We start from the raw sequence: 14419 nt of genomic DNA on the forward strand, positions 1-14419 counted from the left end.
CCAAACATATGGATACCCATTTCTGGTTCCGGGTACACAGTTTTACCGGTATCGTCACCGGGCTGATGCTTTTTTTAATCTGTTGGACAGGCACCTTTGCCGTCATTTCTTACGAACTGGACTGGCTGGTGACACCCGAGTTAAGACTCAATGACACCGCGGACAGCATGAACTGGCCGGCCATCATAGACCATGTTCAAAAAGACCCTTCAGAAGCACTTTACGTCACTGCGACTCCCTATGGGGGGCCGGTAAGCGCCGCTTTGTTTGCTGAAAGTGGTGGCTACTTTCAACGCCTCTATCATCCTGTCACGGGCGAACCCTTTGCCGATATATCCGCTTTTGATATTCAACGGTTTTTCCGTGATCTACATCGACGCATTTTTTATCCCAATCCCTGGGGTTTATATCTGGTCTGCTTTTTTGCTCTGACAATGCTGACTTCGCTGATAGCTGCACTGTATTTCTATAAGCGTTGGTGGCGGCGTTTTTTCCAATTCAAAGCCCACAACAGGCGAGCATTTTTCAGCGCCAGTCATAAACTTGCGGGTTTATGGAGCATCTGGTTCATCCTGATTATTTCACTGACGAGTGTCTGGTATATCTATGAATCGGTGCGTTTTCAGTTTGTTGATGGTGTCATTAGTTATGTCAGCGATTCTAAGCCCTCGCCCGTTCAACTCGAGAAATTGGAGCCACAGAGATCCGTATCTGGTGAGAAACTTATTAATACCATCAGCCATGCCTTCCCGGAGCTTGAAGTTCAGTCATTCAGACCTGATGCTGGCGGCTATTTTTATGCTGATGGCCAGGCCAACCAAATTCTGGTGAGAGAGGGTGCCAATGAAATTTGGTTAAAGCCGGATACGGCTGAAGTCGTTTACTTACAAGACGCAGAAAATTTATCGGCATACTGGTTATGGTCAGATATGGCGGATCCTCTCCATTTCGGCGATTTTGCTGGTCTTTACAGTAAAGCCATATGGTTTATTTTTGGTCTGCTTCTATCTTTTATCATTCTGACTGGTACCTATTTGCATGGAAAACGTATTCAGAGTTCTGGAAAATACAATTGGAAATTGGCTCATATAGCCACAGCCACAACCATGCTTGTTTGGCTTGCATCAGTGCCTATGGCATTTAATCGAGTATACGATTTCACTGCGTCTCAACAGACTGATGGCTGGGCTTTAGAACCAGGCGTAATGGTTTTTATCCTAGGTTGGGTTGCCATGACACTCTTGATCATCGGTTTCTGGCACTATCTGTTAACCATGAAACGTAATAAAAGAAGCGGTTAATGAGTATGAAGAGAAGTTACCAACTGCTGGTATTTGCAATACTCGTACTAAAACTTGCTAAGTTGATTGGGTCTTAATTTACTTAAGTTTGGCTATTCCTTAATTGTTCAACAAATCAAAAGCATATGTAAAAAACGTGGTATATATTAGCATCACATCGATTACAAAATTAGGTTTTTATCGAATATGTCAATTGATGAAAAATCAATCCTTTACGGTCTTTGGGTTGCTTTTTTTGTGTCTGTCTTATCCATTGTTTTAAAACTGTCCTAAACGCATCGTGACCATCATGCCAACGACAAGCTGATGAATTCACTTACGGATCTCATCAGTAAGTGTCTGTTTCTTTTTTCGCATTCAACTTGCTTAACGTTTTTCTATAATCAAGTAAGTCTGTTCTTTTTTGACAATAAATAATCTTAACTCGGCTTATAAAAAAACAAATGAATAAACTCAAGCGAATTATCGATTATTGTCGCTTCTCATGACGGTCCAGAGTGTGTAGTATCGTGTGTTGACGGCTGCCGCAAGGCCAGCCACGCTCAGTCAGGGGCATGATACGGTTAATAGCCCATCATGCTGATTTGATTCATAAATCATTGAGGATGAGCAGTATGCTGGAGAACTATCTCCCGATATTGTTATTTATCATGATCGGCATTGGCTTCGGTGTCATGCCGTTATTGGCTGGTTTTATTCTGGGACCGCGTCATCCTGATGACGAAAAGCGGTCAGCCTATGAGTGTGGTTTTGAGCCATTTGAAGACTCCCACATGAAGTTTGATGTGCGCTACTACCTGGTAGCAATTTTGTTCATCATCTTTGACCTCGAAATAGCGTTTCTTTTCCCTTGGGCCATTGTGCTCGATGAAATTGGTGTGTTTGGGCTATTGTCCATGTTCTTGTTTCTTGCCATTTTGGTGGTTGGGTTTGTTTACGAGTGGAAAAAAGGTGCATTGGAATGGGAATAGAAGGTGTCCTTGAGAAAGGCGTTGTAACCACATCAGCGGACAAATTAATCAACTGGGCAAGAACCGGTTCATTGTGGCCTATGACTTTTGGACTTGCCTGTTGTGCTGTTGAAATGATGCATGCCGGTGCTGCGCGTTATGACTTAGATCGCTTTGGTGTTGTGTTTCGCCCCAGTCCACGTCAGTCGGATGTGATGATCGTAGCTGGCACTTTGGTAAATAAAATGGCACCTGCTCTCCGTAAGGTCTATGACCAGATGTCAGAACCACGCTGGGTCATTTCAATGGGATCCTGTGCCAATGGTGGTGGTTATTACCATTATTCCTATTCTGTTGTCCGCGGCTGTGATCGAATTGTTCCGGTCGATATTTACGTCCCGGGGTGTCCGCCTACTGCTGAAGCACTGCTTTATGGCATCGTGCAATTGCAGAAGAAAATTCAACGTACTAATACCATAGCCCGACCTGCTGTAGGTTAAACCGGAGTCATGATGCAGGTGTTGAAAGCTCAGCTAGAAAAAGAATTTGCGGATGAATTACTGGATTGTGATTTAGATCGTGATGAAATAACCATGCATGTCTCCGCTGAACAAATTATTACGGTATGCCAGCGTCTTCGTGATCAGTTTGGTTTTGAGCAGTTGGTGGATTTATGTGGAGTGGATTACTCCGAGTATGGGGGGAGTGCCTGGGAAACCAAGCAGTCCAGTGAGTTTGGTTTCAGTCGTGCTGTAGATGGCTCTGGTCATGCCGAACCGGTTAAGGACGGTCTCCGTTTTGTTGTTGCCTATCACTTGTTGTCTATCCAGCATAACCAGCGCCTCAGATTAAAAGTCAGACTGGAAGCCGAGAGTCCCATTATTGATAGTGTCACTTCTGTCTGGAATAGTGCGGAATGGTTTGAAAGAGAAGCCTTTGACTTGTTTGGGATTCTATTCAATGGTCACACTGATCTTCGCCGGATATTGACGGATTATGGTTTCGTGGGACATCCATTCCGTAAAGATTTTCCGCTGATAGGCAATGTTGAAATGCGTTATGACCCAGATAAAAAGCGGGTTGTGTACGAACCGGTCAGTATTGAGCCCCGTACTCTGGTGCCCAGAGTTATCCGGGATGATAACCGCTACCATAAGGATAAAAGTTAAGCATGGCTGAAATTAAGAACTACACACTTAACTTTGGCCCTCAGCATCCAGCCGCTCATGGTGTATTACGCCTGATTTTGGAAATGGATGGCGAAGTGATAGAGCGTGCAGATCCGCATATCGGTTTATTACATCGTGGTACTGAAAAACTAGCTGAATCGAAGCCCTTTAATCAGAGCATCGGTTATATGGACCGACTCGATTATGTGTCGATGATGTGCAATGAGCATGCGTATGTCATGGCTATTGAGAAATTGATTGGTCTGGAAGTCCCCATCCGTGCCCAGTATATCCGGGTAATGTTTGACGAGATAACACGCATCCTTAATCACCTGATGTGGTTAGGTGCACATGGGCTTGATATTGGCGCAATGACCGTCTTTTTGTACTGCTTCCGCGAGCGTGAAGATCTGATGGATTGCTACGAAGCAGTCTCTGGTGCGCGTATGCATGCGACTTATTACCGACCGGGCGGTGTATATCGTGATTTACCTGATCGTATGCCGCAATATCAGTCCTCAAAATGGCATAACGAAAAGGAAGTCAAAAGGAAAAACAGCAATCGTGAAGGCAGTTTGCTCGATTTTATCGAAGATTTCACAGAGCGTTTTCCAAAATGTGTTGATGAATATGAAACCTTATTGACAGATAACCGGATCTGGAAACAACGGACTGTGGGGATAGGTGTTGTCAGCCCGGAACGAGCCATGCAACTGGGATTTACCGGACCTATGCTACGTGGCAGTGGTATCGAATGGGATCTCCGTCGCAAGCAACCTTATGAGGTATATGACAAGCTCGACTTCGATATTCCGATTGGCAAGGAAGGCGACTGTTATGATCGTTATCTGGTTCGGGTTGAAGAGATGCGCCAGTCCAATCGTATTGTTAAACAGTGTATAGACTGGCTGCGTGCAAATCCGGGACCAGTGATTCTGGATAACAGTAAAGTAGCACCACCCAAACGAGCGGTGATGAAAGATGATATGGAAGCTTTGATTCACCACTTTAAGTTGTTTACAGAGGGGTACTGTGTACCGGAAGGTGAGGTTTACAGTGCGATTGAACACCCGAAAGGTGAGTTTGGTATTTACATGGTCTCGGATGGAGCGAACAAACCCTACAGGGTCAAGATACGGGCTCCCGGTTTTCCCCATCTGGCAGCGATGAATGAGATGAGTAAAGGTCATATGCTGGCTGATGTGGTCGCTATTATAGGCACCATGGATATTGTTTTTGGTGAGATTGATCGATGACAGAGATGTTACTGACTGGACCCAAAGAGGCGTTATTTACAGAAACGCTGCGTGAACAGATGGATATCTGGATTGCCAAATATCCTGCTGGTCAGGCACGGTCTGCAGTGATTCCATGTCTCCATATTTTGCAGGATGCTAATGGTGGCTGGTTAACGACAGCTATCATGGATGCACTGGCCGAGTATTTATCAATTCCTGCCATCAGTGTTTATGAGGTGGCGACTTTTTACACCATGTTTGAGTTGGAACCGGTCGGTAAACACAAAATTAGTGTCTGTACCAATATCTCCTGCATGCTGTGTGGTTCGGAAAAAATCATGGACCACATTCAACAGAAATTGAATATCAAGCCGGGACAAACCTCAGATGATGGTCTGTTTACACTGAAAGAAGTGGAATGTTTGGGAGCTTGTGTCGGTGCACCGATGATGTTGCTTGATCGTGATTATCATGAGTATCTGAACGAAGATAAAGTGGATCAAATTTTGGACGGGCTGCGGTCATGAAACTGGATCAGATCTGTTTTCGCACTTCGCACCTGAGTCCATCGTGGACGCTGGATGCCTATCGTGAGGTAGGCGGCTACCAAGTACTCGAAAGTGTGCTCAAGAATAAAATGCGGCCAGAAGACATTCTGGAGCAGGTTAAAAATTCTGCCCTACGAGGACGTGGTGGTGCTGGGTTCCCGACCGGACTGAAGTGGAGCTTTATGCCCAGACGTATGCCCGGTGAAAAATATATTGTGTGTAACTCTGATGAGGGTGAACCCGGTACCTGTAAAGATCGCGACATCCTTCGCTTTAACCCGCATCAATTAATCGAAGGTATGATTATCGCTGGCTACACCATTGGTGCCCGCACCGGCTATAACTACATACGTGGCGAGTTTTTCGAGCCTATTGAACGTTTCGAAGCCGCATTGGAAGAGGCCCGTGAAGCGGGTTTGTTAGGGAAGGATATATTGGGCAGTGGTTTCAATTTCGAATTGCATACACAGATTGGCGCGGGTGCATACATTTGCGGAGAAGAAACGGCATTACTGGAATCGCTGGAAGGCAAAAAAGGCCAACCCCGTTATAAACCACCTTTTCCTGCGGGTTACGGCCTCTATGGCAGACCTACAACAATTAACAATACAGAGACACTCGCTTCTATCCCGGTGATTCTACAATACGGAGGAGACTGGTTTCATGAGATTGGTACGCCCAACAATGGCGGCAGTAAAATATTCTGCATGACCGGTCATGTTAACAAGCCCGGCAATTATGAAGTCCCGTTAGGGACCCCTTTTGCTGACTTGCTTGAATTAGCGGGGGGCGTCAGAGACGGTAATACGCTCAAAGCGGTTATTCCCGGCGGTACTTCAACACCAGTCGTCACGGGTGAAAAAATGCTGCAGCTTGATATGAGTTATGACGGCATCGGTAAGGGCGGCTCAATGCTTGGTGCCGGCTCGGTTATCGTAATGGATGAAAAAACCTGCATGGTAAAAGCCCTGCAGCGCATTGCTTACTTTTATTATGAAGAATCCTGTGGTCAGTGCACGCCATGCCGTGAAGGTACCGGCTGGTTGTATCGTGTTATAAAACGAATTGAGGAAGGTCAAGGCAGACAAGAAGATCTGGATCGGCTGGTGGATGTTGCTGAAAACATTAATGGCAATACAATTTGTGCCCTGGGGGATGCTGCCGCGGCACCAGTGATGAGTTTTATCAAACATTTTCGTGATGAATTTCAGTACCACATTGATCACGGTCATTGCATGGATAATACGGGCTAAAGACTGATAGCTATGGTAAATATCGAAATCGATGGTATTCCACTTAAAGTGGATTCAACAAAAATGGTTATTCAGGCTGCTGATGAGGCAGGCATTGATATTCCACGTTTTTGTTATCACAAAAAGCTGTCGATAGCGGCCAACTGTCGTATGTGTCTGGTGGAAGTGGATAAAGCACGCAAAGCCTTACCGGCCTGCTCGACGCCGGTCTCAGAAGGCATGAAGATCTTCACCGATTCCAAAGTGGCCATAAATGCTCAACGAAGCGTGATGGAATTTCTGCTCATTAATCATCCCTTGGACTGTCCAATCTGTGATCAGGGTGGTGAATGCGAGTTACAGGATCTATCGATGGGATACGGCGAAGGGATCAGTCGCTTTTCTGAACGAAAACGGGTCGTTAAAGATAAGGATATCGGTCCATTAATACAGACCGACATGACCCGCTGTATTCATTGCACGCGTTGTGTCCGCTTTGGTCAGGAAATTGCCGGTATTATGGAGCTCGGTGCTACCGGACGTGGTGAGCACATGGAAATCGGTACTTATGTTGAACATAGTCTGGTGTCTGAGTTGTCGGGCAACATTATCGATTTATGTCCGGTCGGTGCATTAACATCAAAACCTTTTCGTTACAAAGCCCGTGCCTGGGAATTAACAGCACATCCGAGCATTGCACCTCATGATGCAGTGGGCTCGAATATTGAGCTTCATGTTCGACAAAATGACGTGATGCGGGTTGTGCCCAGAGATAACGAAGCGATCAATGAAGCTTGGCTTTCTGATCGGGATCGTTTCAGTTATCTGGGACTGACCAGCTCTGAACGTGTGGCAGAGCCAATGATTAAAAGTAACGGTGTATGGCAAGCCACAGATTGGCAGACTGCATTGGAAACAGCGGCAGAAGGGCTTAAAACCATTGTTACCAAGCATGGGCCAGAAGAGTTAGGTGGACTGATTTCACCGAGTACAACGGTTGAAGAAGGTTATTTATTCCAGAAGTTGTTGCGGGGTCTGGGTACGGATAACATTGACCATCGCTTGCGTGAGCAGGACTTTGCTGACGAGCAGGCTGACTATAGTTTGAATGATTGGTCCCTGAGTGACATTGATGAATCGGATGCCTTTGTTTTACTCGGCACCAATATTCGTGGCGAACAGCCCATCATTGCTCATCGGATTCGTCAGGCCGCTCTGTCAGGTGCCACGGTGAGCAATATCAACTTCTTTGAAAGTGATTTACTGATGCCTGTTCAACATCAGTTGGCTGTTGATGCCAGAAACATGGTCTATACCTTGATGGGCATTGCCAAAACGCTCAGCGGAATTAAAAAAGAAGACGCTTCAGACTGGCTAGATATTCTTGGTGAGAGCCAGCCTTCACCGTTTGAGCAAAATGTGGCGATGCAGTTATCCAACGCTATGAATGCAACGTTGTTTATTGGTGACCTGATAAAACATCACCCACAAGCCAGTTTATTCAGATCACTGACAAAGCTGATTGCCAAACTAAGCAACAGTAAACTGGTGATTCTGCCATCAGCGAATGCCAACGGCCACAAAAAAGCCGGTACAGTGCCTGCCGGAAAAGGCTTAAATGCCTTACAAATGTGGCAGAGAGATCTTCGCGCTTATGTATTAATGGGCTTTGACCCCGCGATGGATACGGCGACACCAAACGAGGCACATAGGGCGCTGAAGCGTGCCAGTTTTGTTGTGGCGATTGATAGTTTCCACAGTGACTTCGTGAATGAACATGCTGATGTCATACTGCCTGCAGCCTGTTTTACTGAAACCTCAGGCACCTTTGTCGGTATTGACCAACAATGGCAGCGTTTTTCTGGCGGTGTTCAGCCGCGAGGCGATAGCCGACCCGGTTGGAAAATCCTGCGCGTGCTCGGAAATGTAAGCAAACTGAATGGATTTGATTACATTTCTTCACAGGATGTGGTTGATGAGTTGGAAAGTGGATTAAACCGGGAACAGAAAAAAACACCCGTCGACTTTATTCCGGAATCTCTCACTATTCAATCCGAACTGATGCTTATTTCAGAAGTACCCATGTATCGCACGGATGCTTTGCTTCGTCAGAGTGATGCCTTACAAAAAACGCCAGAAAATAAAGCCAATAATATTGTGCGTATCAATCAGCAGGAAGCGGACAAACATGGCTTGACACAACAACTCCCGGTGACGGTCAAGCAAGGTGAAAATACGATTAGTCTGCCGCTTGAAATTGATAACACCATAGCCGATGGCTGTATTTTTGTTGCTGCCGCGACAGCCTCCACGGTCAGTTTAGGTAACCTGTTCGGTCAGGTTGACGTGATGCAGACAGGGACATCCTGATGTTAGATATGCTACTCGAACATATCCTGCCTAATGTTGCCAAGATTTTTTTGATCGTGGTGCCGTTGATGCTCGGTGTAGCCTATCTTACCTATTTTGAACGCAAAATCATTGGCTATATCCAGACACGTATTGGTCCGAATCGTGTGGGGCCATGGGGTCTATTACAGCCGATTGCCGACGGTCTCAAGCTATTGATGAAAGAGGTTATCTTTCCTTCACGTTCAAATCTCTATCTGTTTCTGGTAGCGCCGGTACTGGCAATCGGACCGGCGTTAGCAGCTTGGGCAGTGATGCCGTTTGATGATGGTATGGTCTTGGCCGACATTGATGCCGGTCTACTCTACATTCTCGCTATTACCTCAATGAGTGTTTATGGCGTGGTTATAGCGGGTTGGGCGTCAAACTCGCGCTATGCTTTTCTGGGTGCCCTGCGAAGTGCCGCGCAGGTTGTTTCGTATGAAATTGCAATGGGCTTTGCTCTAGTGGGCGTATTAATAGCGGCTGGCAGCCTGAATTTAGGGGAAATCGTTTTAGCACAGCAAGGCGGATTTTGGCATTGGTACTGGTTACCACTGTTGCCATTATTTGTGGTGTATTTTGTCTCAGGGGTTGCAGAGACGAATCGTGCCCCGTTTGATATCGCCGAGGGCGAGTCCGAAATCGTTGCTGGTTTCCATGTTGAATACTCAGGCATGGCGTTTGCGGTATTTTTCCTTGCTGAATATGCCGATATGATTCTGATTTCAATGCTAGCTGCCACGCTGTTCATGGGTGGGTGGTTATCACCTTTTGAGGGTATTCCGGTATTAGCTGACCTGTTTGCCTGGGTACCGGGATTAATCTGGCTATTGGCCAAAACCGCTTTTTTCTTATTTATCTACTTGTGGATACGGGCCACATTTCCACGTTACCGTTATGATCAAATCATGCGTTTAGGCTGGAAAATTTTTATCCCTGTCACCTTGGTCTGGCTAGTAATCATTGCTACTGCTCAGGTGCTGGACATTGGTCCGTGGTTTACTGAACAAGCAGCGATTGCTGCAGGAGGGGCGTGATGAAACGTATACGCCATTTCTTTAAAAGCTTCCTGTTGTGGGAGTTATTTCAGGGCATGCGGTTAACGGGGAAATACCTGTTTGCCCGTAAAGTCACTGTGCAATATCCAGAAGAAAAAACACCCCAATCCCCGCGTTTTCGTGGTTTGCATGCGTTGCGTCGTTATCCCAATGGTGAAGAACGCTGTATTGGCTGCAAGTTATGTGAAGCCGTGTGTCCGGCTCTGGCTATCACCATTGATACCGAGCCTCGGGATGACGGAACACGTCGGACCACACGCTATGATATTGATTTGTTCAAGTGTATTTATTGTGGCTTTTGTGAAGAGTCATGTCCGGTCGACTCGATTGTGGAAACACGTCAATTTGAATTCCACTTCGAGGAACGCGGAGAGCACATTATTACCAAAGATAAGTTATTGGCGATTGGGGATAAGTATGAAGATCAGATTGCTGCAGATAGAGCAGCTGATGCGCCATACAGATAGGATGAAACGTTGATGGAAAAAGTTATTTTTTATGCGTTTGCTGCCATTTTACTGTTCGCCGCCACCATGGTAATTACAGTGCGAAACCCTGTACGCGCTGCGTTATTTCTGGTTCTGGCCTTTTTTACCAGCGCCGGAATTTGGCTGATGTTGCAGGCGGAGTTTTTGGCAATCAGTCTGGTTTTAGTATACGTCGGTGCAGTATTGGTGTTGTTCCTGTTTGTAGTGATGATGCTGGATATTGATTTGGCACCGTTACAGGAAGGCTTTACCAAATATTTACCTGTTGGCATTGTGGTGGCAGCGCTGATTGTGGTCGAAATGATCATGGTCCTAAATGCGCCACAATTTGATATAGCTGCTTCCGAAGCCGTCGATGAGAGTAATACGCGAATGTTGGGGCGGCTGCTATACACTGTCTACGTGTATCCGTTTGAAATTGCCTCAGTCATTCTAACTGTCGCTATTGTGGCAGCAATTACGTTGACCCTGCGTGAGCACAGCCGAAAATTACAGGATCCGGGCAAGCAGGTTGCCGTCAGAAAGCAGGATCGTGTCCGGCTGGTGGATTTGAGACAGCCCAAACCGAATGATGAGGAGGGTAGCTGATGATCGTGTTATCTGATTACCTTATCCTAGCCGCCCTGTTATTCAGTCTTTCGGTGGCAGGTATATTCCTTAATCGTAAGAACATTATTATTCTGCTGATGTGTATTGAGTTAATGCTATTGGCTGTTAACCTCAACTTTATTGCTTTCTCACACTTTTCGGGTGATGCCGCAGGTCAGGTATTTGTCTTCTTTATTCTGACCGTTGCAGCCGCAGAAGCAGCAATTGGCCTAGCGATTCTGGTGGTTCTGTTCCGTAACCTCAGCACAATCAATGTATCCGATCTGGATAGGTTGAAGGGGTGAGCGATGAGTAAAAGCCTACTGATTGCTATCGTTCTTGCCCCCCTGATTGGCAGTATTCTTGCCGGATTGTTTGGTAAACAAATAGGCCGCACGTGGTCACACCGGGTCACGATTGCTGGGGTTGCAATTTCTTTTTTACTGTCTCTGTGGGTATTCAAATTAGTCGTTTTCGATGGTGCCTACTTTAACGAAAGTATTTATGAGTGGCTGCGAGCAGGGTCATTAACTCTTGAAATCGGCTTTATGGTTGATGCCTTAACAGCCGTGATGATGACGGTAGTAACCTTCGTCTCTTTGATGGTTCACATCTATACCATCGGCTACATGCAGGAAGATGATGGCTATTGTCGTTTCTTTAGCTATATCTCGCTATTCACCTTTTCAATGTTAATGCTGGTGATGGCCAACAACTTTCTGCAATTGTTCTTTGGTTGGGAAGCAGTGGGTGTTGTCTCTTACTTACTAATAGGTTTCTGGTTTAAGAAGCCCTCTGCCATATATGCCAATCTGAAAGCGTTTCTGGTCAACCGCGTCGGCGATTTTGGATTTTTACTGGGTATCGCAGCAGTGCTGATGTACGCAGGCAGTCTGGACTATATCCAGGTCTTTACTCAGGCCCCCACCATGGCTGAAAAAGACATCATTTTATTCGGTGATGCACAATGGTCTGTCATTACAGTGACCTGCATTTTATTGTTTATCGGCGCTATGGGTAAATCAGCTCAGGTGCCGTTACATGTCTGGCTACCGGACTCAATGGAGGGTCCGACCCCGATTTCAGCTTTGATTCATGCGGCTACCATGGTAACGGCAGGTATTTTCATGGTGGCGAGAATGTCACCATTATTTGAGTTATCTGAAACCGCATTGTCGTTTGTACTGATCATCGGTTCGATAACGGCACTGTTTATGGGCTTATTAGGCTTGGTACAAAATGACATCAAGCGTGTGATTGCCTATTCTACCTTGTCTCAACTGGGTTATATGACTGTGGCGCTGGGCGTATCAGCTTATGCAGCGGGCGTGTTTCATTTGTTGACCCATGCCTTTTTCAAAGCCTTGCTATTTCTCGCGGCTGGATCAGTCATCATGGCCTTACACCATGAGCAAGATATGCGGCGTATGGGGGGGTTAAAGAAATACATGCCGATCACCTATTGGACCAGTCTGGTGGGTTCTTTAGCTTTGATCGGTTTTCCGGGCTTTTCAGGCTTTTTCTCTAAAGATGCGATTATTGAAGCGGCTCATGCTTCAGATATAGCAGGGAGTAACTTTGCCTACTTTGCCGTGTTGGTGGGGGTTTTCATCACCGCTTTGTATAGTTTTAGGCTTTTCTTTCTGGTTTTTCATGGCAAAGAACGTTTTGATACCCATGGCAATCATAAACCTCACGAATCACCCAAGGTGGTCACGGTGCCATTGATCCTGCTGGCAATTCCTTCTGTTGTGGCTGGTTATTTCATTGGGGATGTCGTGTTTGGTCAGTTCTTTGACGATGCTATTTTTGTCGCCGGCCCGCATCATGTGCTTGGGGAGCTGGGCGCTCATTATCATGGCGTCTGGGCATTTATACTGCACGGTCTGCAGGCATGGCCATTCTGGCTCGCCATCGCCGGTGTAGCTATGGCGTGGTACTTGTACATTCACCGACCGGATGTGCCGGGCATGTTGCAGGAAAAATTACACGGCTTACACAGTCTGCTAGTGAATAAATATGGCTTTGATGACTTTAATGACAAGGTTTTTGCTGCTGGTTCGCGTGGATTAGGTGGCATGCTGTGGCGTATCGGTGATCGATTTCTGATTGATGGTGTGATGGTGAATGGCACGGCAAAAACAGTTGGCTGGGTAGCAAAAATGGTCAGGCACATTCAGTCGGGTTATTTGTATCACTATGCTTTTGTAATGATTTTGGGGGTCTGGCTACTGCTAACCCTGTATGTGGCTTAACAGGAGCGAACCGAGACGGACATGCTTGCAGATATACCCTTACTCAGTTTAGTTATCTGGCTACCCGTTGTGGGTGGTATTGCTGCCTTGCTTATTGGCGATGAGCGGCCGATTTTGAAACCGTTTGCGTTGAGCATTGCCGTTCTGACCATGTTGCTTTCATTTGGCTTATATCTTGGCTTTGACAGCGCGACATACCAGATGCAGTTTGTTGAGCTGCATCCATGGATAGAGACTTTTTCCATTAACTATCATCTCGGTGTGGATGGCTTTTCCATGCCACTCATCATCCTGACGACTATTTCAACTCTGCTGGTTGTGGTTGCTGCCTGGGAAGTGATTCAACATCGGCTTAGTCAGTATCTTGCTGCATTTCTGATTATGGAAGGACTGATGCTCGCCGTTTTCTCGGCGTTAGATGCCATTCTTTTTTATGTGTTTTTCGAAGCGATGCTGATTCCCCTGTTTCTGGTTATCGGTATCTGGGGTGGTCCGAACCGGGTGTATGCCACCATTAAGTTCTTCCTCTATACCTTCTTTGGCTCGGTTTTTTTATTAATTGCTTTACTCTATTTACGTCATGTCAGCGACAGCTTTGCGATTCTGGATTTTCATCAAGTTGGGCTCAGTCTCAAGGAGCAAACGTGGTTGTTACTGGCTTTCCTGATTGCTTTTGCGGTGAAGGTGCCGATGTGGCCGGTTCATACCTGGTTACCGGATGCGCATGTTGAGGCACCTACGGGAGGCTCGGTGATTCTGGCAGCAATAACGCTCAAAATCGGTGGTTATGGTTTTCTGCGATTTGCCTTACCCATCGCGCCGGATGCGAGTCTTGCTCTGGATTGGTTTATTATCAGTCTTTCTTTAATAGCGATTGTTTATATTGGTTTTGTCGCCTTGGCACAGTCGGACTTAAAGAAGTTAATCGCCTATTCAAGTATCGCGCACATGGGCTTTGTCACCTTAGGGCTGTTTATCATATTTCGTATTTTCGCTAATGCCTCGACCGGAAGTGGTGCAGTGCTGGCGATAGAAGGCGCGATGGTGCAGATGATTTCACATGGCTTTATTTCTGCTGCGATGTTCCTTGCCGTGGGTGTTTTGTATGACCGGATGCATACCCGTGAAATTACGGCCTATGGAGGTGTCGTTAATACTATGCCGGTGTTTGCCTCATTTGCTGTTTTCTTTGCGATGGCTA

14 protein-coding genes are annotated in these 14419 nt (G+C 46.2%); all 14 read left to right on the top strand.

Annotated features, from left to right (window positions below; translation table 11 throughout):
- Nucleotides 1-8 precede the first annotated feature (8 nt).
- Nucleotides 9-1301 (top strand): PepSY-associated TM helix domain-containing protein, encoded by a 1293-nt coding sequence (locus tag ACTF5U_RS06415; protein ID WP_438970815.1) that lies wholly within the window; start codon nt 9-11, stop codon nt 1299-1301.
- Between the two features lie 614 nt (nt 1302-1915).
- Nucleotides 1916-2272 (top strand): NADH-quinone oxidoreductase subunit A, encoded by a 357-nt coding sequence (locus tag ACTF5U_RS06420; protein ID WP_438970816.1) that lies wholly within the window; start codon nt 1916-1918, stop codon nt 2270-2272.
- On the top strand, nt 2263-2751 hold the full coding sequence (locus ACTF5U_RS06425; protein WP_008291298.1) for a NuoB/complex I 20 kDa subunit family protein: 489 nt from the start codon (nt 2263-2265) through the stop codon (nt 2749-2751). Before ACTF5U_RS06420 ends, ACTF5U_RS06425 begins: the two co-directional genes overlap by 10 nt.
- A gap of 9 nt (nt 2752-2760) precedes the next feature.
- Nucleotides 2761-3420, top strand: coding sequence for an NADH-quinone oxidoreductase subunit C (locus ACTF5U_RS06430; RefSeq protein WP_438970817.1), 660 nt, complete (start codon nt 2761-2763; stop codon nt 3418-3420).
- 2 nt (nt 3421-3422) lie between these two features.
- On the top strand, nt 3423-4676 hold the full coding sequence (locus tag ACTF5U_RS06435) for an NADH-quinone oxidoreductase subunit D (protein ID WP_438970818.1): 1254 nt from the start codon (nt 3423-3425) through the stop codon (nt 4674-4676).
- Nucleotides 4673-5185 (top strand): NADH-quinone oxidoreductase subunit NuoE, encoded by a 513-nt coding sequence (gene nuoE, locus ACTF5U_RS06440; RefSeq protein WP_438970819.1) that lies wholly within the window; start codon nt 4673-4675, stop codon nt 5183-5185. Before ACTF5U_RS06435 ends, nuoE begins: the two co-directional genes overlap by 4 nt.
- Nucleotides 5182-6459 carry an NADH-quinone oxidoreductase subunit NuoF gene (gene nuoF / locus ACTF5U_RS06445; protein WP_438970820.1) on the top strand — a complete coding sequence of 426 codons (1278 nt, stop codon included), beginning with the start codon at nt 5182-5184 and terminating at the stop codon, nt 6457-6459. The genes nuoE and nuoF overlap by 4 nt, the downstream gene beginning before the upstream one ends.
- Before the next feature lie 12 nt (nt 6460-6471).
- A complete protein-coding gene (nuoG, locus tag ACTF5U_RS06450) occupies nt 6472-8808 on the top strand; it encodes an NADH-quinone oxidoreductase subunit NuoG (protein ID WP_438970821.1) in 2337 nt (778 codons plus the stop codon).
- Entirely contained in the window at nt 8808-9866 is a 1059-nt protein-coding gene (gene nuoH, locus ACTF5U_RS06455) for an NADH-quinone oxidoreductase subunit NuoH (protein WP_438970822.1), read from the top strand. The genes nuoG and nuoH overlap by 1 nt, the downstream gene beginning before the upstream one ends.
- On the top strand, nt 9866-10354 hold the full coding sequence (gene nuoI, locus ACTF5U_RS06460; RefSeq protein WP_438970823.1) for an NADH-quinone oxidoreductase subunit NuoI: 489 nt from the start codon (nt 9866-9868) through the stop codon (nt 10352-10354). Before nuoH ends, nuoI begins: the two co-directional genes overlap by 1 nt.
- Nucleotides 10355-10366: 12 nt before the next feature.
- Nucleotides 10367-10963, top strand: coding sequence for an NADH-quinone oxidoreductase subunit J (locus ACTF5U_RS06465; RefSeq protein ID WP_438970824.1), 597 nt, complete (start codon nt 10367-10369; stop codon nt 10961-10963).
- Nucleotides 10963-11268 carry an NADH-quinone oxidoreductase subunit NuoK gene (nuoK, locus tag ACTF5U_RS06470; protein WP_438970825.1) on the top strand — a complete coding sequence of 102 codons (306 nt, stop codon included), beginning with the start codon at nt 10963-10965 and terminating at the stop codon, nt 11266-11268. Before ACTF5U_RS06465 ends, nuoK begins: the two co-directional genes overlap by 1 nt.
- Before the next feature lie 3 nt (nt 11269-11271).
- Nucleotides 11272-13218 carry an NADH-quinone oxidoreductase subunit L gene (nuoL, locus tag ACTF5U_RS06475; protein WP_438970826.1) on the top strand — a complete coding sequence of 649 codons (1947 nt, stop codon included), beginning with the start codon at nt 11272-11274 and terminating at the stop codon, nt 13216-13218.
- A 21-nt stretch (nt 13219-13239) separates the two neighbouring features.
- Nucleotides 13240-14419: complex I subunit 4 family protein (locus ACTF5U_RS06480; RefSeq protein WP_438970827.1), on the top strand; the 1180-nt coding region annotated here is incomplete at its 3' end.

The organism is Methylophaga sp. (assembly GCF_965655755.1).
GTDB lineage: Bacteria > Pseudomonadota > Gammaproteobacteria > Nitrosococcales > Methylophagaceae > Methylophaga.

Bases quoted from the DNA above. Each gene is read 5' to 3' on its own strand.
- ACTF5U_RS06465 (WP_438970824.1), top strand. From the start codon at position 10,367: ATGGAAAAAGTTATTTTTTATGCGTTTGCTGCCATTTTACTGTTCGCC.
- nuoL (WP_438970826.1), top strand. From the start codon at position 11,272: ATGAGTAAAAGCCTACTGATTGCTATCGTTCTTGCCCCCCTGATTGGC.
- nuoG (WP_438970821.1), top strand. From the start codon at position 6,472: ATGGTAAATATCGAAATCGATGGTATTCCACTTAAAGTGGATTCAACA.
- nuoH (WP_438970822.1), top strand. From the start codon at position 8,808: ATGTTAGATATGCTACTCGAACATATCCTGCCTAATGTTGCCAAGATT.
- nuoI (WP_438970823.1), top strand. From the start codon at position 9,866: ATGAAACGTATACGCCATTTCTTTAAAAGCTTCCTGTTGTGGGAGTTA.
- ACTF5U_RS06425 (WP_008291298.1), top strand. From the start codon at position 2,263: ATGGGAATAGAAGGTGTCCTTGAGAAAGGCGTTGTAACCACATCAGCG.
- nuoK (WP_438970825.1), top strand. From the start codon at position 10,963: ATGATCGTGTTATCTGATTACCTTATCCTAGCCGCCCTGTTATTCAGT.
- nuoF (WP_438970820.1), top strand. From the start codon at position 5,182: ATGAAACTGGATCAGATCTGTTTTCGCACTTCGCACCTGAGTCCATCG.
- ACTF5U_RS06435 (WP_438970818.1), top strand. From the start codon at position 3,423: ATGGCTGAAATTAAGAACTACACACTTAACTTTGGCCCTCAGCATCCA.
- ACTF5U_RS06415 (WP_438970815.1), top strand. From the start codon at position 9: ATGGATACCCATTTCTGGTTCCGGGTACACAGTTTTACCGGTATCGTC.
- ACTF5U_RS06430 (WP_438970817.1), top strand. From the start codon at position 2,761: ATGATGCAGGTGTTGAAAGCTCAGCTAGAAAAAGAATTTGCGGATGAA.
- ACTF5U_RS06420 (WP_438970816.1), top strand. From the start codon at position 1,916: ATGCTGGAGAACTATCTCCCGATATTGTTATTTATCATGATCGGCATT.
- nuoE (WP_438970819.1), top strand. From the start codon at position 4,673: ATGACAGAGATGTTACTGACTGGACCCAAAGAGGCGTTATTTACAGAA.